We start from the raw sequence: 24,284 nt of genomic DNA, 5'->3' as shown, positions 1-24,284 counted from the left end.
GCTGGCGCGGCCATCGAGCGACTGGGCGGTGAAGAAGTTGGTGGGATTGTCGAGCGCGGTATTCACCTTCTTGCCGGTCGAAAGGCGGCTCTGCGTGGTGGCGAGCAGATCGGCGGTCGACTGCAGTGAAAGCAAATTCTGACGAACGGAGGAAGAGAGAACAATGCCGGACATACTGTTTGATCCTTCTGGATGTTACACTTTTACACGACGCCACTCTTTCGTCGGCGACAGGTGACACTGTTCCTCCGTATGCTACCTGTTCGTTAAATGCCTTCTCCGTACAAATACCCGGAATGCGAATAGTCGTTGACGCGCGAAGCCACCCGCAGAGGGGTTTTGGTCACGACGACGCGGCAGTAACCGCTGCGGCACAACGACCTTCGGCAATTTGGGAGATGATCCGGAGCGTCGCCCGGAAATTAAGCCTGTCAGGCCGCAAGCGCCGCGCGGATCGGCGTCGGCTTTCTCCGGCAACAGGCAGGAACTGCTATCTCAACTGAACGACGCGCGCGAAGCGGGACTGCGCTTCCTTCATACTCTCGTTGATCACGGTCAGCAGCGCCACGGGTGTAAACGGCTTGCGCAGGCAGCGGGTCGCACCGAGTTCGAGCGCCATCCTGAGGAAATCGGGAGCCGGCGTGTCCAGATTGGCAAAGGCGTAACCGGACATCGCAATCAGCGGAACCGCGGGCGCGCGCTCGTGAAATATCCTGATCGACTCGAACCCCCGCATATGCGGCATGAAGATGTCGACGATCATCAGGTCGAATGTGGTGCGTTCCAGCGAACGCAGCCCGGCTTCACCTCCGTCGGCGACGGTCACCTGGAAGCCGTGCCGCTCGAGATAGATCTCAATGGCCATGCAGACCATTGGATCATCGTCGACAACGAGAACACGTGGCATGGGAGCCCCCTGAGGCTGAGTTTGTATCGTCGATGCTTCGGGAATCTTGAAGTCGTGACGCAAGCTGGTCTCTCCCCATTATGATCGGACCGAAAGCAGGACGTTGCCGCGAAGACCAACGCCGATTCGATCTTGAATTTTCTTTCGGATTCACCACACACCCGGTCTTGCCGTCGCACCGAACCTGACAGCCTCAATCTGCAAGAACGTTCTCCCTCGACTCAAGTGAAGACTTTCCCGAGGGCCCGTTGGTAGCGGCGGCGAGGGCCCCAACGTGTTGAGGTTCGGCTTCCAACAGCAGTTGGTCGATCACGCTCAGCAATGTCGCCGGCCTGAAGGGCTTGCGCAGACAGCGCGTCGCGCCGAACCTGAGCGCCATCCTCTGGAAGCCGGGACTGGCCTGGTCCGGGCCGGAGAAGGCATAGCCGGAGATTGCGATCAGCGGCACCGTCGGCGCATGATCGTGAAACACCCGGATCGATTCGAACCCGCGCATATTGGGCATGAGGACATCGACGATCATCAGGTCGAATGTCGAATTATCGAGAGCGCGAAGACCGCTGGCGCCACCATCGGCGATCGCAACCTCGAAATCATAGCGCTTCAGCCACGCCCGAAGGGCGAGACAAATATGCAGGTTGTCATCCACAACAAGAATGCGTCGCATGCCGGGCCTTCTCCTGCCCCTCTACGCGTTCAACCAACTCCAGTATGATAGCGCTGCAAATTCCCGTAACCGCGAATCAGCGCAGTTCTCATTTCCGCCACGATGCCGCCCGTTGTCTGCCTCGTGCCGTGTATTGGAACTCAGATGCAGATTGCTGCACAGTCGAACGCCTGGCTCGTCTTGCATGAAGCCCGCAGCCGCGCGGACGCATGATCGAATCGGCAGCCGCCTGCCGCCTGCGCCCGCACTGGTCCGACGGACGTCATGACTTCGGGTTGCCGCCTTCGCGGCTTCCACGTCGAGGGCCGGTAAGGCAAGCTGTCCTTGTTGAAGCGCGGTGGCCACTGGATCGACCAACTTTGCGACCGGTTCCTGTTTGGTATCCGCTGCCGCGAGTTCCAGCCCGATATCGATTGTCCTCGCCAAGCCTGCGCCTGCGGCCTATGCTTTGGTCTGCTACCGTGCATAGCGTCGGCGACCCTGAGACCGGTTGCGCTCCCGCTCAGGGCAGGAGGCTCCCCTTTGGACTCAGTTTCTCGTTCACCCAACGGCTTCCTGGCGGCACTGGCTGCGGACGATTTCGAACTGGTCCGCCCGTATCTGCGCACCGTCAATCTGGCTCAGGAGTCCATGCTGGTCGACGTCGGCGAGACGCTCAAGCGCGCCTACCTTCCACATAAGGGCGTGATCTCCCTCGTCGTGAAGCTCGCAAAGGGAGAAAGCGTCCAGATCGCCATGATCGGCCGCGACAGCATCTTCGGCACGTTCTCCGCGCTTGGCGATCCGACAACGTTGAACAGCGCCGTCGTGCTGGTGCCCGGCATCGCCTCGACGCTCGACATCGAGCGGCTTAGCAACGCCGCCGAGCAGAGCACCACGTTCCGGGCGACGCTGGTGCGGCATGGACTGGCGGTGTACGCGCAGATCCAGCAGACTGCCGGATGCAATGCCGCGCACACGGTGGAATCCCGGCTGGCGCGATGTCTGCTGCACACCCGCGACCTGTCGGGCAGCAACAACTTCGTTCTGACGCAGGAATTGATGGCGCAGATGATCGGCGCGCGCCGCAACAGCGTATCGCTGGTGGCCAACACGCTGCAGCAGGCCAACTTCATCCACTACAGCCGGGGGCATATCGAGATCACCGACTTCGACGGCCTCAGCAAGACATCCTGCGAATGCTACGCAACGGTGAAGGCGCATTACGAGAGGCTGATCCGTCCGTAGCGAGCGCATCCAGAGCGCCTGGCGGAAACGGATGTCCGTCCTGATGCTGCAGGCGTGGTCGTCTTCATTGTGCAGGACGATCCCGGAAAATCAGGCGCCACAAGCACGATGAACCCGTACAATTACGGAACCCCCCGCAGCGACTTGGATATTTAATTCGGCCGGAATTAACGGGCTGTTCAATGACCGCTGGTAGTTGTCACGGTGTTGGCGGGCGTGAATTCGAGACAAGCATCGAGTGTCTTCTTCGTATGCAGCGAATATCTCACCCGTGTCGGCAATTTGCCAACCGCGCGGAGTAATTACATGGCCTTTGATTTGTCGATGCCGATCCTGGTGGTCGATGACTACAACACCATGATCCGGATCATCCGCAACCTTCTGAAGCAGCTTGGCTTCGAGAACGTGGATGACGCCAGCGACGGATCGGCCGCGCTCGCCAAGATGCAGGGCAAGAAATACGGCCTGGTGATTTCGGACTGGAACATGGAGCCGATGACCGGTTACGATCTGCTCAGGGAAGTTCGCGCCAGCCCGGAGCTTTCGCAAACGCCATTCATCATGATCACCGCGGAGTCGAAGACCGAGAACGTCATCGCCGCGAAGAAGGCCGGCGTCAGCAACTACATCGTCAAGCCGTTCAATGCCGCCACGCTGAAGACCAAGATGGAAGCGGTGTTTCCGGGTTCGGCCGGCTGAACTGCACGCCCGACCCAATTCCCGGCGCCGCACCGGGGCTGCGCGGCAGTACTACTACGGCGTGGGATTTTTACACACGGATAATATTAAGCGGCGATATTGCGTGAACAGAGGAGAGCTTCATGTTCACGTTTGAAACGGCCGACCAGAAAGAAGTCCGGCGTTTTCGTATCGCGCAGTTCAACGGCAGAACCGCGACGATCCGATCGGGCGGGACCACCGTCACCGGCCACGTGCGCTCGGTGCTGGAAAGCAAGACGAGCATCCCGACGCTTTGGACGATCACGATCGTCCCGCGCGAGCCCAAGATCAGCGCCGAGACGCTGCGACCGACGCCTCGCGTCCACGCCTTCGTGGAAGACTTTTACTGAGCGGCGGGCCGCCCGCGGTATCGCCGGCCAGGACCATGCCGATCAAGACATCGCCGGCCTCGCCCTCACTTCGAACAATCCGGAACTGAAGCCGTCAGGTGCATGGTCGCGGCCGGGCAATGAAGAACCGCCGGCGCGCCGCGCGGTCCGTTCGCTACACACCGCTCGGATTCAGCAGCGCGGTGCGGACGAGGTCCGCGGTGTTTCGCGCACCGAGCTTTCGCATCGCCTCGGCGCGATGGCTTTCGAACGTCCTCGGGCTGATGCGCATCTGCAAGGCGCCCTCCTTGTTGGAGCACCCTTCGCTGATATAGTTCAGAACCTCGCGCTCCCGCTTCGTCAGCGGTTTCTGACCAGGCTCCGATGCGAACATGACGCCCGGCGCGCGATCCCTGGCCCTGCTCGTACGCATTTCCCAGCCAGTCGCGCGGCCCGGCACAGTGACGGCTTCCTCGTGCGTGCCGGCAAACTGCTTCATCATGGCGCAGACGCGCTCGGTTTGCTGAAGCGCGTTCTCCACCACTTGCTGCAGATAAGCCCGATTGCCATCGGTCTGCGTGAGTTGATGGCTGTGTTGCTTGATCTCGCCCATGTAGAGCAGCAGCGCGGTCAATGGCCCGTTGAGCTGACGCGCGATCACTGATCCCGCTTCATCCATCGCTCTTGCCCGCGCCACGGACTGCCGGCAAATTTCAGGATCGTCGCTGCCGGCCGGCTCGATGCCTTCGGGCCACTTCGAAAAGGGCGAATCAGTAATCCGATTTTCCTGCTGCGACATGGATTTTGTTTAACAACCCTCAGCTGTTTGAGGGTTAATTTTGTACTCAGTAAGACTACGGTGACTTTATCGAAGTCCGCAGTCCCCACCTGAAACGATTCAACGAGAAACCGTGCGTAAAGCGCCGTAAACGCGCGAGTCTCTCCAGGATCTCAGTAGTACTACTGAGAGAAGAGACGGCGCCGGCAGGGACGCAAAGCCCGTATTTTCACGGGTGCCGGCGGTTGCTTCTTAATCTGACGCCAACTGTTTTCGTGGTTCCATGCCGCCTCGTTTGCGCCTGCACGCGACAGGCCGATCGCCTTGACCCTATTTGATCGCGCGCGAAAACCCGGATCGCACATGGCACTGGCGGACCAGATCCAGGAGTTCCTGCAGCGGCTGACGCCGCCGACGCGCGGCAGCCTGCTGACCGAGCTCGAGCGGCTGGAAGTATGCGGAGCCGAGATTCCCGGGGCGGCGCCGGTGCTGGAAAGACTGCGCGCCGAGTTTCGCAGCGACGGGTCTACTCAAACTCGCGCGAACAATCCTTCGCGGCTTTTCTTCGCGCCGCTGGAGCCGCTGCTGATCGATGCGGATCCGGACCATGCCAATTCGGGGAGAATATCGCGCGGCTCGCTGTCTCCCATCTGGGAATGGATCAGCCGGGATCTGCTGCCGACGATGGCGCGCGACTATGCCGGCGCGGTGAACAAGCTGATCGCGGCCGACAATCGACGGGAAGCCCAGCGCGTCGTCGATACGTTCCAGGCCAAGGTGATCAAATCCCTGGAGAACACGCTGGCCTCGCCGGACGCCATTGGTCAGGCCCAGGCCAAGCTGGCGACTTACACGACTGCGCGTTCGGCCGGCCACGACCTGGCGAAGATCCTTTGCGCGATGCGCGCACGCGTGGCCCTGGCCAAATTCAACGATGATCTTCCGGCCAAGATCGCGGAATTCGGCGATCCGCAAGTCGCCCAGGTCGCATCCCTGCTGACAGCGTTCGGGAAGATCCAGGCCGACGCGCTGCCCTTTGCTCTGGCATTGGTGGCCAGGCGGCTGAAGGCTCCGTGGCAGTTGATCCGCCTCGCCAGCAAGGCGGCGGCGAGCAAGAATGCCGTCGACATCGCCGCCGCACCCTATGCGATCACGGTCTCGATGGTCCTGGATCGGCTGGACAACAGCCGGACGACGCTGCGCGTTGCCCTGAAAAACAACCGGGTGCTGGTCGCGAAGGAAATCCTGACCGAAATCTACGACACCGAATACGCCCTGCGGGTCCGCATCGATCAACTCGACGGGTCCGAGTGGGGACGGCGGCTGGAGTGCCTGCTCGACGCGACGGCAACCCTCGTCGAGGCGGAAGTGCGCCGGTTTCCCGACAAGGTCGGCCACGTGCTGGGGTCAACCCGGCTGCGCAGCCACCTGTCTCTCTCCGGCCGCCTGACCTATCTGGCGTGGAAGGGGCGCGATGCCCTCGTCGGCGGAGCTGCGTTTTGCAGGAAGCTGGTCGGCGCGGGCTGAAGAACCCGACGCCGGATTGCGATCGTGCGATCGAAAAAAAGCCCGCCGGTTCGACCGGCGGGCCTTGATTTCATGTTGCTGGCAGCGCCAATCGATCCCTGTGATTCCGGTACATCCGCGGAAATCGGCGGGATCGGATTGCGTTACATGGCGCGGAGGTTTTCCGCGCTGGTCTTGCCGCGCATGCTGTCGACTTTCGCTTCGTACGAAAGCTTCTGGCCTTCGTTGAGCGAACCCATGCCGGCGCGCTCGACGGCGCTGATGTGCACGAATACGTCGTTGCCGCCGTCGTCAGGCTGAATGAAGCCGAAGCCCTTGGTCGCGTTGAACCACTTAACTGTTCCGGTAGACATTTGAGTTTTCTCCAAGATGCGCGAATGCGCAAAGTGCCCGCGCGACCTTCGCGCGAGCGTAAATCCGATTTCAGCGATGTCTTGGGGAGTGGAGCCGGTTCGGCGCGTTCAACAAGGCAGATCGATCGTTCGAATGGAGGGCGTTTACGCTGCTTCGCATGAAATAGCAAGCGTATCCGGACGACATGGCCAAATGATCATAATCGCAGCGCCGTTTCCGCCCTGACCCATCCTGCGACGCCGAAGCGACACGAGTCAGCGCCGCGATCCGCCGCGGTCGTATTCCGCCGTCGTCAGGTCGGTATGGCTGGAAGCCTGATCAGTCGAGCCGGCTGATCTGCTCCTCGGTCACCACGCGCTCGACGTTCTCGGTCTTGCTCTTGATGCGGTAACGCGGACGGCCGTCGGCCTCTATCGGCAGACAGGTGACGATGGTGTAGATGCTGCGCTGCTTCACCACGGCGCGGCCCTGCGGCCCCTGCAACTGGTGGTGGACATCGTCGTTAATCGCGTAATTGTGGGCCATCGCCTGATTTTTCCGGTGAGAACGGGCTTTTAGGCGTAATGGGTCAAAAAAGCAACAAACTTCGTTGCTTGGCGCGGCTGGTCAGGCGGCAGGGAACCGGCTGATTAATTTAACTATTTTGGCTAATGATGGAGCGGAATAACTGAAATGCGGCGGCAACCAGACAGTCGCTTTGGCAGCCCCGCCTGGGAATCTCCGGCGGGGTTTCGTTGGCTGCGACGGGCCGCCTTGGCGGCCGTAGCCGCCAAAAGCGGCAACCGATCTCAGGCGGAGTTCAGCGCACCGGCTGGGTAGGTCCGCGCCCTGCTCGCAGCAGCTACAGGGCCTGCACGGTCCAACCGATCATGTTCCTGGCAATTCGGCCGAACGCCTCATTGAACGCAGCGATGGCATTGGAGCGCTCGAGACTGTCTACTTTCTGGGTTTCCTCGAACAAGCGCGAGGCCACGACTTTTCCGTCCTTGTCGACAATGCGCGCCGACAGGCCGATTTCGACCGTCGGCTCATTTTGGGTCGCAATCTGGAATCGCCTGATATCGATCAGAAGCTGAAACCCGGCCTGGCCGATCTCGGGCGCGCGGAGCGGCGCGTGCTCGATATCGTAATTCTCGAACGTCTCGATCAGCTTGGCCTGCAGCAGTTTTGGAATGCTGTCGGCCCAGAGGAACTCGGCAAATCCCGGATGGTCCTTCATCGGCGAGAACAGCATGCGCTGGGTCTGCAGCATCGCAACCGCCGTCGGCTCGGGAAGCGCCAGTGCCGCGTCGAGTTTCTCGCTGGCGGGTCCCAGATCCTGCGGGGCCTGCAGGTCGTATGTAATTTTCTGCGCCGGCGTTCCGCCTCCCGTCAGCTTTTCAAGACCGGAAACAATGCCGTCCAGTTTACCGGTGTTGCGCGCCAGCCCTTCGGTGAAAACCTGCAGGTTGGCGATGGCTTTCTTCAGAGGCTCCGAATTTTCGCTCAGCACGGAGTCGACCTTGCGCAGGGCGTCGCGCGCAGCCTGCGTCATGCTCTGGCCCGCCCCGGGTTCGGCGATCAGTGTCGGCACCTTGCCGGAACTTTCGAGCATCTGGCCGCCTTCCAGTGCAATCACGGGAACGCCCGTCAGCCCCTGGAATTCCAGACCGACTTTGGTGTCGGCCCGCACCGGCGTCGTCGAGGCTATCGAAACCGTGGCATCGACGCGACGCGGGTTGTCCGGCGCGAGGCGCAGATCCGTCACTTCGCCGACCCGAATGCCATTGAACAGCACCGCGGCGCCCACCAGCAGCCCGGGCACCGAACCGTCGAACTGGACATGGTAGGTCGCGCGCGGACCGAGGCTGCCGGTGTTATGAAGCCAGTACACGAAGCCGAACACGGCCAGGATGGCTGCCAGCACGAAGGCGCCGACAACGACGAAGGGAGCGCGGGTTTCCATTTCACTGGCTCGCTTTTGGTTGAAGCATCAAGGAGCGCTTGCCGTGGAAATAGGCCCGCACCCAGGGATGCTCGGATTGAAGCAGTTCGCGCATCTGTCCGATGGCTACGATCTTGCCATCAGCCAGTGCGGCGACGCGGTCGCAGACGGTATTCAGGCTGGCGAGGTCATGGGTGACCATGAACACCGTCAACCCGAGGGTCTTCTGCAACGTCTTGATCAGGGCGTCGAAATCGCCCGCGGCAATCGGATCCAGGCCCGAAGTCGGCTCGTCGAGAAAAACGATCGCCGGATCGAGCGCGAGCGCGCGAGCCAGCGCCACGCGCTTGGTCATGCCACCGGACAACTCGGAAGGAAATTTGTCGCCATCCTCCGGCGCCAGTCCGACCATTTCGAGCTTGGCATTGGCGATTTCATCCATCAGCGCATCCGACAGCACGAGACTCTCGCGCAGCGGAAACTGGACATTCTGCCGGGCGGTAAGCGACGAGAACAGCGCGCCCTGCTGGAACAGAATGCCCCACCTGCCGGCGGCATTCCGGGTGCTCCGGCCCCCGGTGCCGCCGATCGCCGCGCCCATCACCTCGATCTCGCCGCTTTGCCGGGGGATGAGGCCGATGATGGTTCGCATCAATACCGACTTGCCGCCGCCTGAAGCGCCTACCAGCCCGAGTATCTCGCCCCTTCGGACGTCCAGCGACAGCTGATCGATCACCGCGCGCTTGCCGAAGCCGACCACCAGGTCGCGGACGCGAATCGCAAATGGCACCTCCTCTTCCTGCATCGCTACATTCCGATCGAAGCGAAGAAGATCGCGAACAGGCCATCGAGCACGATCACCAGAAAGATCGACTTCACCACCGAGGTCGTGGTCTGCCTGCCGAGCGATTCCGCACTTCCCTTCACCCGCAGCCCCTCGCTGCAGGCGACGATGCCGATCACCAGCGCCATGAAGGGCGCCTTGATGATGCCGACCTCGAAATGGGTAACGGACACGGCGTCATGCAGCCGCGCGATGAAGATCGCAGGCTCCATGCCGCCATAGAACCAGGCCACCAGAAGGCCGCCATAGAGCGCGGCCATCGACCCGATGAAACTCAGGATCGGCAGCGCGCAAATCAACGCGATGACCCGGGGCAGGATCAGGACTTCGACCGGATCGAGCCCCATGGTGGACAGCGCGTCGATTTCCTCGCGCATTTTCATCGAGCCCAGTTCGGCTGTGTAGGCGCTCCCCGAGCGGCCGGCGACCATGATGGCGACGATCAGCACCCCGAGCTCGCGCAGCACCAGGATGCCGACCATGTCGACGACATAGGAATCGGCCCCGAATTTCCGGAAATGGAAGATACCCTGCTGCGCGATGATGGCGCCGATCAGAAAGGTGATCAGCACCACGATCGGGATCGCCCGCCAGCCGACCCTGTAGACCTGATAGACCAGGGACGTCAGCCGCAGCGACCGCGGCCGCCGCAGCACGCCCAGCATGGCGACGCAAAGAGAACCCAGCAACTGCAGGAACACGGTCACGTCTTCGCGGGCGCCGAGGGTGGCGCGGCCGATATCGCCGACCTTGCCCAGAATCCGATTGCGCGCCGGGGCCGGCGGGGAACTTGCCCGATTGACCTGGCGCACTTTCTCGATCAGCCCGGCATAATAGTCGGCGACGCCGACGACTTCGGCGCGATGACCCGCCGACATCACGCGCCGCGACATTTTCTCGATCAGCCAGGCGCCGAGCGTATCGAGTTCGCGCACGTCGGCCATGTCGAGCCTGACGTTGCCGGAGCGGTCGAGCTGCGGCGCGACGGCGTCGGAAAGTTGCTCGAGCTCGGCCACATTGGCCGCAATCCAGGATCCGCCCGGACGCAGTTCGAGCAGCCCGTCGGTCGCCGTCGCCGTCAACAGAGGTGCTGTCGTCAAGATGATTATTCCTCAATCATATACGGCTGTTCCCTAGTGCGTGGGCACCGTTGCCATGTTGACCTGCCTCAAGGCGGCACTGAGCCCGCGAAGGTACGCCGCTGTTGACCCAAATCAAGGGCTGCGCCGCCGGCCCGCCTAGATTTCGCTTTGTCAGGAGCCATCGAGAGTGCATGCGATGTTCAAAGCGAGCGAACTGGTGGATGAGTTGCAGGCGCTGAAGAGCGAGGTATCGCATCTCTTGAACACGGCAGGCGACGGGCTGCTCGACGACGCCAGGGGCCGCGCCGACGCCCTCGTCGACCAGATCAAGGCCTCCTTGAACGAAATCGGCGAGACCTTGAGCGAGAACGAAGACCACGTCGAGGCGCTGATCGCAAAACGCCCGATCGCAGCCATGGCATCCGCCTTCGCGCTCGGCGTCGCCATCGGTTTCATGCTGAGGAGACACTGACTTGGACAGCGACAAGATCGTCAAGAACCTGCGTGCGCTCTGGCGAACCGACCGGATCATCGCCGAAATAAGGCTGCGGCATCTGCTGCTCGGGCTTGGCCTGCGGGCCTTTGCCGCGCTGATCGCGGCCTTCGGCCTTCTCATGCTGGAACTCGCGGCCTATTTCGCACTGGTGCAGATATGGAGCGCGATTCTCGCAGCCGCCATCCTCGGCATCGTCAATTTTGCGATCGCCGGCACCTTGTTGCTGATTGCTGGAAGGTCGCCTTCGGGGCGCGAGCTCGAACTGGCCAACGAAATTCACGGCTCGGCGCTGGAGGCATTGCAAATCGAGGCCCGGGCGCTGCAGTCGCAGTTTGCCGGCATGGTCCATCACCCCCTGAACAGCGTCCTGCCGTCGCTGCTGGTGCCGCTGATCACGATCATCGTCAGGAGCCTGAGAAAGTCCAGGACCAAGGCCGCGCCTGCGACAAGCGCCGCGGCTGACCCGAACTGATCACGGCAGAGGCATCCGCCTCATGCCACCAAGAAGGAGATGACCAGATGCCGAACAGCAGGCTAAAGCCCATTCTGAACGCTTCCCTGCCGGTGCAGTTCCGGAAAATCCGCCTCGCTTTGGCCCGCGAGCCCGGGCATCCCGAGGGTGATGCCGATGTGGCTTACCTCCTCGTGGCGCCGCTCGATACCGAGGACCGCATCGACGCGAAACTGTATCGCGAACATAAGGATGCCTGCCGGGTGGTGCGCCAGCGCCCCAATGAGGAGGACAAGTACGGTCATCTCGTTCATCGGCCGGGCGGCTGGCGTTTCCATTACGAAGGAGAGACCGAACTGACGGACGAGGTCGGCTATCATCTCTCGCATGAGCGTTTCGTGGTCGGTGAGTACATTTCGATCGACGAGCGCGGCAAGATGCACACCTATCGCGTGATCTCGGTGTCGAGCATTTGAGCAGGAGCCGTTTTCGGCTCTGCCGGGGCATGGTCGGATGCGGCGGCTGATTGCGGTAAGTCAACAGCCACCCTCTCTCGGTCGTCAAGTTTCCGTCTGGGCAAGAAGAGCCCATGGCCTTCAAGAATACTCTGCTGACACTGACCACCGGTGCCGGCTGCAGGCCGTGGAGATAAAATGACCAAGAGCACCCATACGGACAAAACCCGTCCGCGACTGAAAGTCCGCCGGATCAGTCTGGATACCGGCCGTGAAAATGTCGTCGTGATCTCGCGCCATTCCAGCGCCTTGCGGCCCGATGTGTTCCGCGGATTCAGCCGGGTCGAGTTGCGGCGCAACTCGAGAGTCCTGCTGGCGACGCTGTTGATCACGGACGACAACGGGTTGGTCGGCCCCGATGAAATCGGCCTATCCGAGCCGGCGTTCCGGCGCTTCGCAGAACCTGCCGGCAGCCTGGTCGCGGTAAGTCCGGCGGTCTCCCCTGAGAGCCTCGACGCCGTCCGCGCCAAGATCCAGGGCCGCACCTTCAAGCCGGCGGAGATCGACGCCATCATCGACGATCTCACGCATTATCGTTACTCCGACATGGAGATCGCCGCGTTCCTGATCGGCTCGGCCAGCTTCATGACGACCGACGAACTGCTCGCTTTGGTCCAGGCGATGGCGCGGGCCGGAACGCAGTTGAAATGGCCGGACACCATCGTCGTCGACAAGCATTGCATCGGCGGCATTCCCGGCAACCGCACCTCCATGATCGTCGTCCCGATCGTGGCGGCGCACGGGCTCACCATTCCCAAGACGTCCTCGCGCGCGATTACCTCGCCCGCCGGTACCGCCGACACCATGGAAGTGCTGACCCGCGTCGATGTCAGCGTCGAGGAAATGAAGGAAGTCGTCGCCGCCTGCCGCGGCTGTCTGGTCTGGGGCGGACACGTCAATCTTTCCCCGGCCGACGACATCCTGATCTCGGTCGAGCGTCCGCTCAGCCTCGACACGCGCGAGCAGATGGTTGCCTCGATCATGTCGAAGAAGCTCGCGGCGGGCTCCACCCGTCTGCTTGTGGACCTGCCGGTCGGCCCGACGGCGAAACTGACCAACGCCACCGAAGCGATGCGGCTGCGGAAACTGTTCGAGTTCGTCGGCGATCATTTTGGCATAGCCGTCGAGGTGATCACCACCGACGGTCGCCAGCCGATCGGCAGCGGCATCGGTCCGGTTCTCGAAGCGGAGGACGTCATGGCGGTTCTGGCCAACGACGACGCCGCTCCCGCCGACTTGCGCGAAAAGTCGTTGCGGCTTGCCGCGCATCTTCTGGAATATGACCCGCAGTTGCGGGGCGGCAGCGGCTATGCGCGTGCCCGCGAACTGCTCGACAGCGGCGCGGCGCTGAAGAAGATGCAGGCCATCATCGATTCCCAGGGTCCCGCGACCTGCCGCACCGACGTCGGCAAGCTGACCGTCGACGTCGTCGCCGACGATGACGGCACAATTTCCGAAATCAACTGCCTGCAGCTGAACCGCCTGGGGCGTACCGCAGGCGCGCCGATCGACAAGGGCGCAGGCATCAAGCTGTTCAGCAAGATCGGCGACCACGTCGAGAAAGGTCAGCCGCTCTATCGGATCCACGCCTACGACCAGTCCGAACTCGATCTTGCCGCGGCCTCCGCAAAGGCAAACTGCGGGTACACCATCGGTCCCCGGCATCCGGCAATCGGCGAGACCGCGACGTGAACGCGACCATCGTCCAAAGCCTGCCGTCATCCTCGCATGACGCCGTCCGGCTCGCATCGCGGCTCGGCGTTGCCTTTCACGAGATCGCCGTTCACCGGTTTCCCGACGGCGAAGTCCGGGTAACGACCGGGGCGGCGGGGCCGACGACCATCATCTATGCGTCGCTCGACCGGCCGAACGAGAAACTGATCGCACTGACGTTCGCCGCCGAGGCGCTGCGGCGCGGAGGCGCCAAACGCCTCGTCCTGCTCGCGCCCTATCTCTGCTACATGCGCCAGGACACTGCGTTCCACGAAGGCGAAGCGATCAGCCAGAAGGTGATCGGCGCATTGATCGCCGGATGCGTGGATCGCGTCGTCACCGTCGATGCGCACCTGCATCGCACGCCCGAAATTGGAACCGTGTTTCCCGGGATCGCCTCCGACAATCTGTCGGCGATGCCGGCCATTGCGGTCGCGCTGCGCAAGGCCGGCCTCGATCCCGCGACTGTCGTAGTGGGGCCGGATGCGGAATCACAGCCATGGGTCAGCGACCTCGCCGGACGGCTCGGGCTCCCTCATACGGTTGCCCTGAAAACCCGGCGCGGGGACCGCTCCGTCGAGGTCGAATTCAAGGACGCAGCGCGCCTTGCCGGTCATCCCGCCCTGATCGTGGACGATATCGTCTCCTCAGGCGGCACCATGACCGCCTGCGCCAAGGCGCTCGCTTCCGCCGGCGCGACCACGATCGACGCCATCGTGACGCACGCATTGTTCCCGGAAGAACTCTGTCGCGAGATGGCCTTGTCGGGCATTCGCTCGATTCGTTCCACACACAGCGTTCCACATTCCACCAACGCTATCCTGCTCGATGATCTGTTCGTCAGCGCGTTGCAGGGCGAGCTGAAGCCTGCAGCTATTCCGGAGGCATCCCGATGAGCGTGACGGTCCAGTTTTGCGGCGCGGCCCGGACGGTAACAGGTTCGAGCTATCTCTTCGAAACCCGATCCGGGCGATTCCTGGTCGACTGCGGCCTGTTTCAGGGACCCAAGACGCTGAAGGAACTGAACTACAGTCCATTTCCCTTTCGCGCCGCCGACATCGACGCCGTGCTTCTCACCCATGCCCATATCGACCACAGCGGCCTGTTGCCGAAGCTGGTGCGCGACGGCTTTCCCGGCCGCATCCTCGCGACGCGCGGCACCATCGATCTCTGTTCCTACATGCTGCCCGACGCCGGGGGCATCCAGGAATCCGAGGTAACCACCCTTAACCGGCGCAACGCGGCCCGCGGGCGGGCCGAGGTCAGCCCGATCTATACGCAAGCGGATGCGATCGCCATGCTGCCGTCGTTTACGCCGGTCGACTACGAAAAATGGGTCGACGTGATTCCCGGCGTTCGCGCGCGCTACTGGAATGCCGGACACCTGCTCGGGTCCGCCTCGATCGAGATCGAATTCGCCGATCAGGACGCTTCGCGCAAGCCGCTGCGCGTCCTCTGTTCCGGCGATGTGGGTCCCGACGCCAAGCTGCTGCAGCCCGATCCCGAGGCCCCGGCGGGCTTCGATTATGTCATCTCGGAGTCGACCTATGGCGACCGCGAGCGGCCGCCGATTACGTCCGATGCGCGCCGCGCGCGCTTGTCGGCGGAGGTCCGCGAGGCGGCAGGCCGCAAGGGCGCGCTGCTGATCCCGGCCTTCGCGGTCGAACGCACCCAGGAGCTGATCGTCGATCTGATCGACCTCATGGAGCGCGGCGAAATTCCCGCCGCACCGCTTTTTCTGGACTCCCCGCTTGCAATTCGCGCCACGGAGGTCTTTCGCAGGCACGCCGCGAGCCTTGATGCCGCGGTCGATGTGCGCCGACTGCTCAACTCGCCGCAGCTCCGGTTCACCGAAACGGTCGATGAGAGCAAGGCGATCGCCAAGCTGACGGGCTTTCACATCGTCATCGCCGGCAGCGGCATGTGCGACGCCGGGCGTATCCGGCATCATCTGAAGAACTGGCTATGGAACGCGAGGGCCACCGTCTTGCTGGTCGGATTTCAACCCCAGGGTACGCTCGGCCGGTTTCTCATCGACGGCGTCAAGGCCGTTCGCATCCAGGGCAACGAGATCAAGGTCGCCGCCCGAATCCGCAGTATCGATGATTACTCCGGACATGCCGACGGATCGGAACTGGCGCGCTGGATCGCCGCGCGCCGTCCGGTCCAGCGCGGCGTGTTCCTAGTCCATGGCGAGGAGCCGGCCATCGCCGGCCTGGCGGAGCGCATCTCCGAGCGAATTATCCCGGCGGCGCGGGTTTTCCAGCCGCTTCTGGATGATGTCTACGAATTGACGGCCGCAGCCCCCGCGATCGTGGCTGGCTCCCGTCGCCGCCGGTTGGCGCCCGAGGCCGTGGTCAGGCTCGACTGGCACAACGACATGTCGAAACTCATCCTGGACATCAACGACCGCATCGAGGCTGCCGCAGACGACCGCGCGCGCGGTGTCATCATTCGAAGGCTGCGGCGTTCGCTGGATGACTGAACCGGTCTCAGCCGCGCCGCTGTCATCATGGACGCGGCGGAGCCCGCAGGAAGGGCCTTCAGGCCAGCGGCCGGCCGCCGAACAGTCTGGATGCGGTTTCGATCACCTTCTCGCCATGCCTTAGATGCCGTTCGCAGTCTCGCCGCATGAACTCGAGCTGATGGCGACTGCAATCCTTCCACATTGCCCTGTAATCCCCGACCGAGTGCGCCTCGGCGAGCTTCGAGGCGAATTCCGCAAACAGATGCGTCTCGGTTCGCGCGCGGTCGAGCATTTCATACCCCGCAAACATCATCTCCTGGAACATTGCCGTTTGTACGCCCATCATGAAATGAAGCGTATCCTTGCCGGCGTCGGCCATTCGGGTTGCCGTCTCCGCTTGTTGGCCGGTCGCAACATCCCGTTCGGAAAGCTCTGTCATGTTCGCTCCAGGGTTCTGCATCGGTTGACGGTATGATCCTGTCCGGAGCGCGCATTGATCTGGATCAGCCCGACCGGCACGGCCCAGCTACATCCCGAGTCGCCTTGCGACGGTCCCCGGTATAGCTTTTGATGTGAATCAAGCCGCATCTGCCTCCTTGCGGTATCCGGAAATCGAGCTTTGAAGCGAACCAGGAAGGCCCCCATGCGCGCGCACCAGATCATGACCCGGAACGTCATCACCGTGCTGCCCGAGACGCCGCTGCTCGAGGCCGCCCGCAAGATGCTCGAAAATCACGTGAGCGGACTGCCTGTGATTGATTCCGCGGGAAAACTCGTCGGAATCGTCTCGGAAGGCGACTTCCTGCGACGCTCCGAAATCGGCACCCAACAGAAGCTGCCTGGCTGGCTTCAGTACTTTATGAGCCCCACCCATTCGGCCGACAACTTCGTCCGTGAGCGCGGCCGCAAGGTCGACGACGTCATGACCCGCGATCCCATCGTCGCCGACGAAAACACACCACTGGACAGGCTGGTGCACCTGATGGAAAAGAACGGCATCAAGCGCCTGCCGGTGCTGCGGGAGGGCAGGCTGGTCGGCATTGTCACCCGTGCAAACCTGCTCCAGGCCGTGGCCAGCATGGCCAAGGAGATTCCGGATCCGACAGCGGATGATGAACATATCCGCGAACGGATCATCCGGGCCCTGGAAGCCACTGACTGGCGGCCGACCGGGCTTCGGGTCACCGTCCGCAATGGCGTCGTCGACCTCTACGGCCTCATCATCAACGACGACAGCGCGCGCCGGGCTTCGGTCGTCGCGGCAGAGAACATCGCCGGGGTGAAGGAGGTGCACGACCATCTGTGCCTCGTCGACACCTGGTCGGGCTTCTACCTTGAATCACCCGAAGACACCAAGGCCGCGGGCTGAAGCCGTCGTAACCTGGAAGGATCTGCAAATGCCCTGGCTGCTAGGTGTTCTTTCGGCCGTGGCTGCGGCGATCACCTCGCTGTTCGTGGCACGTGACGCCCTGAACTTTGGCATCATGCAGACCTTGCTGATGATGACGCTGATTATCGGCGCCGCTGCCTTCGTCGTCGTATGGAAGTCGCGGCGGCAATTTTGACTGAGCACCGCATCTGCATTTGCAGCCGCTCATCCAATCCACCGCAACAGGAAGCGGCGCGGCGCATCCAGCCGCAGCTTGGACAGCGTTGCCGGCCGGCCATCGCCCTTTACCCTGCCTTTGCCGATCCCTCGTCTTCCGGCGAGGGGAATGAAAGCCCCGACATGGCGTCAAACAGGCAGAGATGATCGTGAACCAGCTTGACGCCGGGAACGTTTTCGGCTGCCACGATCGTGGCCTGCCGATATCGCTCATCGGTAATCATGCCGCTGAGATGCACGATTCCGTCGCGCACCGTGACCGCAAGCCGCGTTGGGTGCCATTCATTCTGTTCGATGGATGAGATCACGCGGCTGCGAATATGGTCGTCATCGGCAGTCGGATCTGGAACCTCCCGGGCGAGACTTGCAACGGCACGGAGAAGATCGGAACGGGTCACGATCCCGACCAGCGCGTCGCCGCGGAGGATGGGTATGCGTTTGACGTTTTCACGCTCCATCACGCGCACGAGCTGCTCGAGCGGCATGTCCTCCGTCGCGGTGACGAGCTCGTCCCGCGACATGATCTCGCCGACCCTGCGACCATACTCTCGCACGAAGTCCACGGCGGATTTTCCAGGCCCCATGAGGTAGTCCAGCCATCGGATACGCGGCCCTTGTGTCCCGATCTCGCCGCGGCGCATGAAGTCGCCTTCGGAGACCACGCCAATCAATTTTCCGGTATCGTCGACCACCGGAAGGCCGCTGATGTGCTGCTGCAGCATCAGGTCCGCAGCTTCCCGGATGGACGTATCGGCTTTCACGGTGATGACCTTGCGGGTCATGATTTGATGTGCGCGCATTTCAGCCTCCGATTTCAGGGGCAGGTTATTGCGGGAACGCGGTCGCTCGATTGATGCAAGTCAAGCATGACCCGCGCCCCGAACCCTCGGAAGACCCGGCAGGGCCACGGTGCCCGCCTTGACCTCGCTCAAATGGCCATCCGGCAAAAGCTGATCGACTGCAATTCAGCCGCAGCGGGGGAATTCTCATGGCCACTATCGACGCAGGATCCGGTCTCCCAGGGGCCAACGTTCCGGTCCCTGCAAAGCCCTCCTGGCTGCGATCCCACTGGGGCATTCTGCTCGCGGTCGCAGCCCTCGTCACCGTGATATGGCTGCCGACCCCGGAGGGGCTTTCGATCGCCGGCCAGCGCATGCTCGGCGTGCTTGCCTTTGCCGTCATCGTCTGGATGACCGAGGCGCTCGACTACGCCGTCTCGGCCGTGGTGATCGCCGCACTGATGGCGTTTCTGCTCGGGCTGGCGCCCAATCCGGCCAATCCCAAGGTGCTGCTCGGCACCAGCGCCGGCCTCGGCCTCGCCTTCAGCGGCTTCGCCAACACCGCGCTGGCCCTGGTGGCATCGGCGCTGTTCATCGCCGCCGCGATGACCGCGACCGGCCTCGACAAGCGCATCGCGCTGACGATTCTCTCCCGCGTCGGCGGCGAGGTCCATCACGTCGTGGTCGGCGCCATCCTGGTCGGCTTCGTGATGGCGTTCCTGGTGCCCTCCACCACCGCGCGCGTCGCCTGCCTGGTCCCGATCATGCTCGGCATCATCGCTGCATTCGGCGTCGACAAGAAGGGCGCCCTCGCCGGCATGCTGATGATCACCACGGTGCAGACCGCCAGCATCTGGAACGTCGGCATCAAGACCGCCGCCGCGCAGAACATGGTCGCGGTCGGCTTCATCGAAAAGACCCTGCAGCACTCCATCACCTGGCTGGAATGGTTCATCGCCGCGGCGCCCTTCGCGGTCCTGATGTCGATCGCACTCTACTTCGTGATGACGTGGATGATGCCTGCTGAAGTAAAGGAAATTCCCGGCGGCCGCGAACAGATCCGAAAGTCGCTGGCCGAGCTTGGGCCGATGAAGACCGCGGAGAAGAAGCTGCTGGCGATCTCGCTGACGCTGCTGCTGTTGTGGTCCACCGAGGGCGTGCTCCACAGGTTCGATACCTCGTCGACGACGCTGGCAGCGGTGGCGCTGATGTTCCTGCCGGGCATCGGAATCATGACCTGGAAGGACGCCCAGCCGCGGATCCCGTGGGGCACCGTGGTGCTGTTCGGCATCGGCATCAGCGTCGGAACGGCGCTGTTGCAGACCAGGGGCGCAGCATGGCTCGCCGACCTCGCGGTCGCGCAGCTCGGCCTCAAATACGCGACGGCGCTGTTCATCCTCGGCACGCTCAGCCTGTTTCTCACCTTGATCCATCTCGGCTTCGCCAGTGCCACGGCGCTGGCCTCCGCCATGATCCCGATCGTGATCGCGGTGCTGCAAAGCGTCGCAACGCCCGGCATCAACATCGTGGGCATGACGATGCTGCTGCAATTCGTGGTCAGCTTCGGCTTCATCCTGGTGGTGAATGCACCCCAGAACATGGTGGCCTACGGCACCGAGACCTTCGATGCCAAGGACTTCGTGCGCACCGGCCTGGTGCTGACCGTGATCGCGCTGGCATTGGTCATGCTGCTTGGCGCCACTTACTGGCGATGGCTGGGCTACGTCTGAGCCCTGCGGAGCGCCGACGCCGCCGTTTTCGACATGGCTGAACTAGCCGCCAATTGCAATCGGCGCAGATTCCGGGAATTGTATCGTCGGCAAGAAATGGACAACGTAATGGGGAGACTCCTGCCATGGCCTTTTCGCTCTACGACGCCACCGTCGCAAATTACCTGCAGATCCTCGGCGCCGTCGGCGGCTTCCTCGACAAGGGACTGACGCATTTCCGCGAAAACGGCGTCGATCCGGCCGAGATCGTCGAGTCGCGGCTGACATCTGACATGGCGCCGCTGCGCTTCCAGATCGTCTCGGTCGCCCATCATTCGCGCGGGGCGATGGAGGCGGCGAAAAACGGGGAGTTCATGCCGAAATCGGGCAAACCCGACCTCGACTATGCCGCTTTGCAGGCGCTGGTGACGGAGGCACGCGACGAACTCTCGGCCCTGACGCCGGAGGCCGTCGACGCGCTGATCGGCCGCGACGTCACCTTCAAGTTCGGCGATCGCGCGCTGCCCTTTACGGCGGAAGGCTTCCTGATGTCGTTCTCGCTGCCGAATTTCTTCTTCCACGCCACCACGGCCTACGACATCCTCCGCCACAAGGGCGCGCCGCTCGGCAAACGCGACTTCATGGGACGGCTGAAACTGAAGGGGTGAGAGAGCTTCGCGACAGCCATCGGCCTCTTTCGTCATGGCCGGGCTTGACCCGGCCATCCACGTCTTTGTTACTCAAGTAAAGTGACGACGTGAATGCCCGGGACAAGCCCGGGCATGACGAGCATTGAGATAATGCCCGGTTCGATTGGCTGCATTTGAGTCAGGCGCTCGGGATGAGGACGGAGATGTATCCGCTTCATCAGGCGTCGAGCTGCTGCTCCAGATCGTGCAGCACGTGGTAACACGGCAGGACCTGAGCGACGCTCGAGTTCGGCTCGCGGCCCTCGCGGATGGCGGCGAAGAACTCGCGGTCCTGCAGCTCGATGCCGTTCATGGAGACATCGACTTTCGAGACGTCGATCTTCTCTTCCTTGCCGTTGAACAAATCGTCGTAGCGCGCGATGTAGGTGCCGGTGTCGCCGATATAGCGGAAGAAGGTGCCGAGCGGACCGTCGTTGTTGAAGGACAGGCTGAGCGTGCAGATCGCGCCATTGGCGGCCTTGAGCTGGATCGACATGTCCATCGCGATGCCGAGCGTCGGGTGTATCGGCCCCTGCACGGCATTGGCCTTCACGATCGGCGAGCCTGCCTGGTAGGCGAACAGGTCGACCGTGTGCGCGGCGTGGTGCCACAGCAAATGGTCGGTCCAGCTGCGCGGCTGGCCCAGCGCGTTCATGTTGGAACGGCGGAAGAAGAAGGTCTGCACATCCATCTGCTGGATGTTGAATTCCTTGGCGACGATCTTCTTGTGCACCCATTGATGGCTGGGATTGAAGCGGCGGGTGTGGCCGCACATCGCCACCAGACTGGTCCGCTTCTGCAGATCGACCACCGCCTGCGCATCCTTCCAGGAATCGGCCAGCGGGATCTCGACCTGGACATGCTTGCCGGCTTCGAGGCAGGCGATCGATTGCGCCGCATGCATCTGCGTCGGCGTGCACAGGATGACGGCGTCCACCTCCGCAAGCGCAAGGCTGTCGGCGAGGTCGGTGGCGACATGCGCGATGCCGTATTTGGCGGCGACTTCCTTCGTCGGCTCCAGCCGGCGGCCGACCAGCGACACCACCTCGACGCCGTCGATGTTCCTGATGCCGTCGAGATGCTTGATGCCGAATGCGCCGGCGCCGGCCAGTGCTACCTTGATCGTCTTCGCCACGTCAGTTGTTCTCCAGAATGAGATGGCCCACAGCCGTGTTGCTGGCGGGCACATGGTAGAAGCGATGCCGCACGGTCGGCGGCTTGCCGGCGCCATTGACGTCATCCATGGCGCCGCGCGCGATCAGCCACATCACGAGCTCGATACCCTCGCTGCCGGCCTCGCGGACGTAATCGATATGCGGCATCTTCGACAACCCCTCGGGATCGGCGATCAGGCGATCGAGGAAACTGGTGTCGAACTCCTTGTTGATCAACCCGGCGCGCGGCCCCTGCAGCTGATGGCTCATGCCGCCGGTGCCCCAGATCTGCACATTAAGCGGTTCGTCGTAGGACAAGATGGCCTTGCGGATCGCCTTGCCCAGCATGTAGCAGCGTCGGCCCGAGGGCGCCGGATACTGCACGACGTTGACCGCGAACGGGATCACCGGACAGGGCCACGCCTGCGGCTGGCCGCACATCAGGCTGAGCGGCACGGTGAGACCGTGGTCGATATCCATCTTGTTGACGATGGTCAGATCGAAATCGTCCTGGATCACCGACTGCGCGATATGGCCGGCGAGTTTCGGATGCCCGATCACCTTGGGCACCGGGCGCGGCCCCCAGCCCTCGTCAGCCACCGCGAACTCGGCCGCGGTGCCGATCGCGAAGGTCGGAATCAAATCGAGACTGAACGCATTGGCGTGATCGTTGTAGACGAGGAAGATCACGTCCGGCTTCTGCTCCTTCAGCCACTGCTTGGAGAAGTCGTACCCCCCAAACACCGGCTGCCAATACGGCTCCGCGGTCTTGCCGAGGTCGATCGCCGCACCGACCGCCGGCACGTGCGATGTGTAGACGCTGGCTGAGATACGGGCCATTACTTCTTCTCCCCGGTGTAGCGGTTGCCTTCAATGGTGCGACCGCCGCTGACCATCATGTTGCGGTATTCATCCTCGCTCATGCCGGTCATGCTGCCGGCCATCTGCTGAAAGCTCTTGCCGTCGGTGGCACCGATCTTGGCGAGAAAGTAGATGTTGCCGCCGAGCGCGATGCAGCGATTGAGGTCGCGCGCCAGCACCGCCAGCTTCTGATCCTCGGTCATCGGCCACTCGTCGAGATAGGCGCGCTCGTCGGCCTTGAAGCGCGCGCGGTTCTCCGCCTTCATCAGCGACATGCAGAACTGGTTCAGATGATAGCCCTGGCGCGACATGTCGGCATCGAAGATCGTGGTGCCGGGAACGTCCTTGTAGGGTTTGTCGAGTGACATGGGCTTTGCTCCTCAGGCTTGTTCGGGCCAGTACAGCCGCATCGGGTTGTCGACCAGCAGCTTGTGCTGCAGTTCCGGTGTGACCGCAATGTGCGGAATGAAGTCGACCAGCAGTCCGTCGTCGGGCATGTGGTCTTTCAAGTTCGGATGCGGCCAGTCGGTTCCCCACAGCACGCGATCGGGGAAGGTTTCGACGATACGCCGTGCGAACGGGATGACGTCGCGATAGGCGTGCTGTTCGCCGTTCAGCGCCGGCGGTCCCGCCACTGACAGCCGCTCCGGGCAGCTGACTTTTGACCAGACGTTCGGATGTTCCGCCATGAACTTCACGAACAGTTCGAATTCGGGGCCGTCGACCGGCTTGGCGACGTCGGGCCGGCCCATATGGTCGACCACGATTGTGGTCGGCAGCGAGGTGAAGAAATCCCACAATTCGGGCAGATCCACCGCCTCGAAATAGATCACGACATGCCAGCCCAGTTTGCCGATGCGGCCGGCGATCTCGATCAACTCGTCCTTGGGCGTGAAATCGACCAGGCGTTTGACAAAATTGAAGCGCACGCCGCGAACGCCGGCATCATGCATCGCCTGCAGTTCGGCGTCGCTGACGTTGCGCTTGACGGTCGCCACACCGCGCGCCCGGCCGCCGGAGTTTACCAATGCGTCGACCATGGCGCGGTTGTCGGCGCCGTGGCAGGTGGCCTGGACCACGACGTTGCGGGCGAAGCCGAGATGGTCGCGCAGGGCGTAAAGCTGCTGCTTCGAGGCATCGCAGGGGGTGTATTTGCGCTCCGGAGCGAACGGAAATTCGGCACCCGGACCGAATACATGGCAATGCGCGTCCACGGCGCCCGCCGGCACCTTGAAGCGGGGTTTTGACGGGCCGGCGTACCAGTCTAGCCAGCCGGGCGTCTTGGGAAATTGTGTCTTCTGAGATTCCATCGCCGTCTGTCTCATTCTTTCCCGGGCTTCACTTTGCCGAGGATCCGGTCGGCCTCGGTGCGCCAGTCCGGACTACGGGCGAATTCCCTGCTGCCTTTCGCGCCGAACAGGCCTTCGTCGGCGAGATCGGCGACCCAGGCCTGGCGTTCGGCGGTGCCCTGCGCCGACCATGGCG

Annotated in this window: 28 protein-coding genes and 2 pseudogenes; 14 read left to right on the top strand and 16 right to left on the bottom strand. The window is 62.7% G+C overall.

Features of this window, described 5'->3' with window-relative positions:
- The 3 genes and pseudogenes from Q8R73_RS16785 to Q8R73_RS16775 all read right to left on the bottom strand — a co-directional run.
- Positions 1-174: pseudogene (locus Q8R73_RS16785) on the bottom strand (flagellar protein); the annotation flags it as partial.
- A 316-nt stretch (positions 175-490) separates the two neighbouring features.
- A complete protein-coding gene (locus Q8R73_RS16780) occupies positions 491-907 on the bottom strand; it encodes a response regulator (RefSeq protein ID WP_305720674.1) in 417 nt (138 codons plus the stop codon).
- A 193-nt stretch (positions 908-1,100) separates the two neighbouring features.
- Complete coding sequence (locus Q8R73_RS16775) at positions 1,101-1,574, bottom strand: response regulator (protein ID WP_305720673.1); 474 nt, start codon at positions 1,572-1,574, stop codon at positions 1,101-1,103.
- Positions 1,575-2,096: 522 nt separating this feature from the next.
- Between Q8R73_RS16775 and Q8R73_RS16770 the strand changes: the two genes are divergently transcribed.
- The 3 genes from Q8R73_RS16770 (at position 2,097) to Q8R73_RS16760 (ending at position 3,871) form a co-directional block, all read left to right on the top strand.
- Positions 2,097-2,801 carry a Crp/Fnr family transcriptional regulator gene (locus Q8R73_RS16770; RefSeq protein ID WP_305720672.1) on the top strand — a complete coding sequence of 235 codons (705 nt, stop codon included), beginning with the start codon at positions 2,097-2,099 and terminating at the stop codon, positions 2,799-2,801.
- A gap of 306 nt (positions 2,802-3,107) precedes the next feature.
- Complete coding sequence (locus Q8R73_RS16765; protein ID WP_304866445.1) at positions 3,108-3,500, top strand: response regulator; 393 nt, start codon at positions 3,108-3,110, stop codon at positions 3,498-3,500.
- A gap of 122 nt (positions 3,501-3,622) precedes the next feature.
- Positions 3,623-3,871, top strand: a complete 249-nt coding sequence (locus Q8R73_RS16760; RefSeq protein ID WP_305720671.1) for a hypothetical protein — start codon at positions 3,623-3,625, stop codon at positions 3,869-3,871.
- A 154-nt stretch (positions 3,872-4,025) separates the two neighbouring features.
- On the opposite strand, the gene Q8R73_RS16755 is transcribed toward Q8R73_RS16760, so the two are convergent.
- The gene (locus Q8R73_RS16755) at positions 4,026-4,649 is read right to left on the bottom strand and encodes a LuxR C-terminal-related transcriptional regulator (protein ID WP_305720670.1); all 624 of its coding nucleotides are present in this window, start codon (positions 4,647-4,649) and stop codon (positions 4,026-4,028) included.
- A 342-nt stretch (positions 4,650-4,991) separates the two neighbouring features.
- Between Q8R73_RS16755 and Q8R73_RS16750 the strand changes: the two genes are divergently transcribed.
- Positions 4,992-6,155: a hypothetical protein gene (locus tag Q8R73_RS16750; protein WP_305720669.1), complete on the top strand. Its 1,164-nt coding sequence runs from the start codon at positions 4,992-4,994 to the stop codon at positions 6,153-6,155.
- 143 nt (positions 6,156-6,298) lie between these two features.
- On the opposite strand, the gene Q8R73_RS16745 is transcribed toward Q8R73_RS16750, so the two are convergent.
- The 5 genes from Q8R73_RS16745 to Q8R73_RS16725 all read right to left on the bottom strand — a co-directional run bounded on the left by Q8R73_RS16745 (position 6,299) and on the right by Q8R73_RS16725 (position 10,377).
- A complete protein-coding gene (locus Q8R73_RS16745; protein ID WP_291869870.1) occupies positions 6,299-6,508 on the bottom strand; it encodes a cold-shock protein in 210 nt (69 codons plus the stop codon).
- Between the two features lie 319 nt (positions 6,509-6,827).
- A complete protein-coding gene (locus tag Q8R73_RS16740; RefSeq protein ID WP_305720668.1) occupies positions 6,828-7,034 on the bottom strand; it encodes a hypothetical protein in 207 nt (68 codons plus the stop codon).
- Between the two features lie 316 nt (positions 7,035-7,350).
- On the bottom strand, positions 7,351-8,454 hold the full coding sequence (locus Q8R73_RS16735) for an MlaD family protein (protein ID WP_305720667.1): 1,104 nt from the start codon (positions 8,452-8,454) through the stop codon (positions 7,351-7,353).
- 1 nt (position 8,455) lies between these two features.
- Positions 8,456-9,223 carry an ABC transporter ATP-binding protein gene (locus tag Q8R73_RS16730; protein WP_371126114.1) on the bottom strand — a complete coding sequence of 256 codons (768 nt, stop codon included), beginning with the start codon at positions 9,221-9,223 and terminating at the stop codon, positions 8,456-8,458.
- A 17-nt stretch (positions 9,224-9,240) separates the two neighbouring features.
- Positions 9,241-10,377: an MlaE family lipid ABC transporter permease subunit gene (locus Q8R73_RS16725; RefSeq protein WP_305720665.1), complete on the bottom strand. Its 1,137-nt coding sequence runs from the start codon at positions 10,375-10,377 to the stop codon at positions 9,241-9,243.
- A 178-nt stretch (positions 10,378-10,555) separates the two neighbouring features.
- Between Q8R73_RS16725 and Q8R73_RS16720 the strand changes: the two genes are divergently transcribed.
- The 6 genes from Q8R73_RS16720 (at position 10,556) to Q8R73_RS16695 (ending at position 16,019) form a co-directional block, all read left to right on the top strand.
- Positions 10,556-10,831: a hypothetical protein gene (locus Q8R73_RS16720; RefSeq protein ID WP_305720664.1), complete on the top strand. Its 276-nt coding sequence runs from the start codon at positions 10,556-10,558 to the stop codon at positions 10,829-10,831.
- A 1-nt stretch (position 10,832) separates the two neighbouring features.
- Positions 10,833-11,327, top strand: coding sequence for a phage holin family protein (locus Q8R73_RS16715; protein ID WP_305720663.1), 495 nt, complete (start codon positions 10,833-10,835; stop codon positions 11,325-11,327).
- 47 nt (positions 11,328-11,374) lie between these two features.
- Positions 11,375-11,782: a hypothetical protein gene (locus Q8R73_RS16710; protein ID WP_305720662.1), complete on the top strand. Its 408-nt coding sequence runs from the start codon at positions 11,375-11,377 to the stop codon at positions 11,780-11,782.
- A gap of 177 nt (positions 11,783-11,959) precedes the next feature.
- Positions 11,960-13,513, top strand: a complete 1,554-nt coding sequence (locus Q8R73_RS16705; RefSeq protein WP_305720661.1) for a thymidine phosphorylase family protein — start codon at positions 11,960-11,962, stop codon at positions 13,511-13,513.
- Entirely contained in the window at positions 13,510-14,430 is a 921-nt protein-coding gene (locus tag Q8R73_RS16700; RefSeq protein ID WP_305720660.1) for a ribose-phosphate pyrophosphokinase, read from the top strand. The genes Q8R73_RS16705 and Q8R73_RS16700 overlap by 4 nt, the downstream gene beginning before the upstream one ends.
- On the top strand, positions 14,427-16,019 hold the full coding sequence (locus tag Q8R73_RS16695) for an MBL fold metallo-hydrolase RNA specificity domain-containing protein (protein ID WP_305720659.1): 1,593 nt from the start codon (positions 14,427-14,429) through the stop codon (positions 16,017-16,019). Before Q8R73_RS16700 ends, Q8R73_RS16695 begins: the two co-directional genes overlap by 4 nt.
- 58 nt (positions 16,020-16,077) lie before the next feature.
- Here the strand turns inward: Q8R73_RS16695 and Q8R73_RS16690 are convergent, their stop codons facing one another.
- Positions 16,078-16,380, bottom strand: coding sequence for a hypothetical protein (locus tag Q8R73_RS16690; RefSeq protein ID WP_305720658.1), 303 nt, complete (start codon positions 16,378-16,380; stop codon positions 16,078-16,080).
- A 264-nt stretch (positions 16,381-16,644) separates the two neighbouring features.
- On the opposite strand from Q8R73_RS16690, the gene Q8R73_RS16685 reads away from it, so the two are divergent.
- Positions 16,645-17,370, top strand: coding sequence for a CBS domain-containing protein (locus tag Q8R73_RS16685; RefSeq protein ID WP_305720657.1), 726 nt, complete (start codon positions 16,645-16,647; stop codon positions 17,368-17,370).
- A 28-nt stretch (positions 17,371-17,398) separates the two neighbouring features.
- On the top strand, positions 17,399-17,566 hold the full coding sequence (locus tag Q8R73_RS16680; protein ID WP_305720656.1) for a hypothetical protein: 168 nt from the start codon (positions 17,399-17,401) through the stop codon (positions 17,564-17,566).
- Positions 17,567-17,675: 109 nt separating this feature from the next.
- Here the strand turns inward: Q8R73_RS16680 and Q8R73_RS16675 are convergent, their stop codons facing one another.
- Entirely contained in the window at positions 17,676-18,407 is a 732-nt protein-coding gene (locus tag Q8R73_RS16675) for a CBS domain-containing protein (protein ID WP_305720655.1), read from the bottom strand.
- Between the two features lie 188 nt (positions 18,408-18,595).
- Here Q8R73_RS16675 and Q8R73_RS16670 point away from each other — a divergent pair, with 188 nt between their 5' ends.
- Together Q8R73_RS16670 and Q8R73_RS16665 are read left to right on the top strand one after the other, a co-directional pair.
- The gene (locus tag Q8R73_RS16670) at positions 18,596-20,116 is read left to right on the top strand and encodes a DASS family sodium-coupled anion symporter (RefSeq protein WP_305720654.1); all 1,521 of its coding nucleotides are present in this window, start codon (positions 18,596-18,598) and stop codon (positions 20,114-20,116) included.
- Positions 20,117-20,241: 125 nt separating this feature from the next.
- Entirely contained in the window at positions 20,242-20,763 is a 522-nt protein-coding gene (locus tag Q8R73_RS16665) for a DUF1993 family protein (protein WP_305720653.1), read from the top strand.
- A gap of 199 nt (positions 20,764-20,962) precedes the next feature.
- Here Q8R73_RS16665 and Q8R73_RS16660 read toward each other — a convergent pair whose 3' ends face one another.
- From Q8R73_RS16660 to Q8R73_RS16640, 5 genes and pseudogenes are all read right to left on the bottom strand, one after another.
- A complete protein-coding gene (locus Q8R73_RS16660; protein WP_305720652.1) occupies positions 20,963-21,919 on the bottom strand; it encodes a Gfo/Idh/MocA family oxidoreductase in 957 nt (318 codons plus the stop codon).
- Between the two features lies 1 nt (position 21,920).
- Positions 21,921-22,778 (bottom strand): class III extradiol dioxygenase subunit beta, encoded by an 858-nt coding sequence (locus tag Q8R73_RS16655; protein ID WP_305720651.1) that lies wholly within the window; start codon positions 22,776-22,778, stop codon positions 21,921-21,923.
- Positions 22,778-23,167, bottom strand: coding sequence for a protocatechuate 4,5-dioxygenase subunit alpha (gene ligA / locus Q8R73_RS16650; RefSeq protein ID WP_305720650.1), 390 nt, complete (start codon positions 23,165-23,167; stop codon positions 22,778-22,780). The genes Q8R73_RS16655 and ligA overlap by 1 nt, the downstream gene beginning before the upstream one ends.
- 12 nt (positions 23,168-23,179) lie before the next feature.
- On the bottom strand, positions 23,180-24,109 hold the full coding sequence (locus tag Q8R73_RS16645; RefSeq protein WP_305720649.1) for an amidohydrolase family protein: 930 nt from the start codon (positions 24,107-24,109) through the stop codon (positions 23,180-23,182).
- Between the two features lie 11 nt (positions 24,110-24,120).
- Positions 24,121-24,284 (bottom strand): annotated as a pseudogene (locus tag Q8R73_RS16640) (NAD(P)-dependent oxidoreductase); the annotation flags it as partial.

The sequence above is a fragment of the Bradyrhizobium sp. genome (assembly GCF_030697065.1).
Taxonomy (GTDB): domain Bacteria; phylum Pseudomonadota; class Alphaproteobacteria; order Rhizobiales; family Xanthobacteraceae; genus Bradyrhizobium.
The sequence above is the reverse complement of the archived record's forward strand: the minus strand, read 5'-3'. Positions and strand labels throughout refer to the sequence as shown.

Coding starts and splice junctions, on each gene's coding strand:
- Q8R73_RS16780 (WP_305720674.1), bottom strand. CDS start 907: ATGCCACGTGTTCTCGTTGTCGACGATGATCCAATGGTCTGCATGGCC.
- Q8R73_RS16775 (WP_305720673.1), bottom strand. CDS start 1,574: ATGCGACGCATTCTTGTTGTGGATGACAACCTGCATATTTGTCTCGCC.
- Q8R73_RS16765 (WP_304866445.1), top strand. CDS start 3,108: ATGGCCTTTGATTTGTCGATGCCGATCCTGGTGGTCGATGACTACAAC.
- Q8R73_RS16760 (WP_305720671.1), top strand. CDS start 3,623: ATGTTCACGTTTGAAACGGCCGACCAGAAAGAAGTCCGGCGTTTTCGT.
- Q8R73_RS16755 (WP_305720670.1), bottom strand. CDS start 4,649: ATGTCGCAGCAGGAAAATCGGATTACTGATTCGCCCTTTTCGAAGTGG.
- Q8R73_RS16750 (WP_305720669.1), top strand. CDS start 4,992: ATGGCACTGGCGGACCAGATCCAGGAGTTCCTGCAGCGGCTGACGCCG.
- Q8R73_RS16745 (WP_291869870.1), bottom strand. CDS start 6,508: ATGTCTACCGGAACAGTTAAGTGGTTCAACGCGACCAAGGGCTTCGGC.
- Q8R73_RS16740 (WP_305720668.1), bottom strand. CDS start 7,034: ATGGCCCACAATTACGCGATTAACGACGATGTCCACCACCAGTTGCAG.
- Q8R73_RS16735 (WP_305720667.1), bottom strand. CDS start 8,454: ATGGAAACCCGCGCTCCCTTCGTCGTTGTCGGCGCCTTCGTGCTGGCA.
- Q8R73_RS16720 (WP_305720664.1), top strand. CDS start 10,556: ATGTTCAAAGCGAGCGAACTGGTGGATGAGTTGCAGGCGCTGAAGAGC.
- Q8R73_RS16710 (WP_305720662.1), top strand. CDS start 11,375: ATGCCGAACAGCAGGCTAAAGCCCATTCTGAACGCTTCCCTGCCGGTG.
- Q8R73_RS16705 (WP_305720661.1), top strand. CDS start 11,960: ATGACCAAGAGCACCCATACGGACAAAACCCGTCCGCGACTGAAAGTC.
- Q8R73_RS16695 (WP_305720659.1), top strand. CDS start 14,427: ATGAGCGTGACGGTCCAGTTTTGCGGCGCGGCCCGGACGGTAACAGGT.
- Q8R73_RS16690 (WP_305720658.1), bottom strand. CDS start 16,380: ATGGCCGACGCCGGCAAGGATACGCTTCATTTCATGATGGGCGTACAA.
- Q8R73_RS16685 (WP_305720657.1), top strand. CDS start 16,645: ATGCGCGCGCACCAGATCATGACCCGGAACGTCATCACCGTGCTGCCC.
- Q8R73_RS16680 (WP_305720656.1), top strand. CDS start 17,399: ATGCCCTGGCTGCTAGGTGTTCTTTCGGCCGTGGCTGCGGCGATCACC.
- Q8R73_RS16675 (WP_305720655.1), bottom strand. CDS start 18,407: ATGCGCGCACATCAAATCATGACCCGCAAGGTCATCACCGTGAAAGCC.
- Q8R73_RS16670 (WP_305720654.1), top strand. CDS start 18,596: ATGGCCACTATCGACGCAGGATCCGGTCTCCCAGGGGCCAACGTTCCG.
- Q8R73_RS16665 (WP_305720653.1), top strand. CDS start 20,242: ATGGCCTTTTCGCTCTACGACGCCACCGTCGCAAATTACCTGCAGATC.
- Q8R73_RS16655 (WP_305720651.1), bottom strand. CDS start 22,778: ATGGCCCGTATCTCAGCCAGCGTCTACACATCGCACGTGCCGGCGGTC.
- ligA (WP_305720650.1), bottom strand. CDS start 23,167: ATGTCACTCGACAAACCCTACAAGGACGTTCCCGGCACCACGATCTTC.
- Q8R73_RS16645 (WP_305720649.1), bottom strand. CDS start 24,109: ATGGAATCTCAGAAGACACAATTTCCCAAGACGCCCGGCTGGCTAGAC.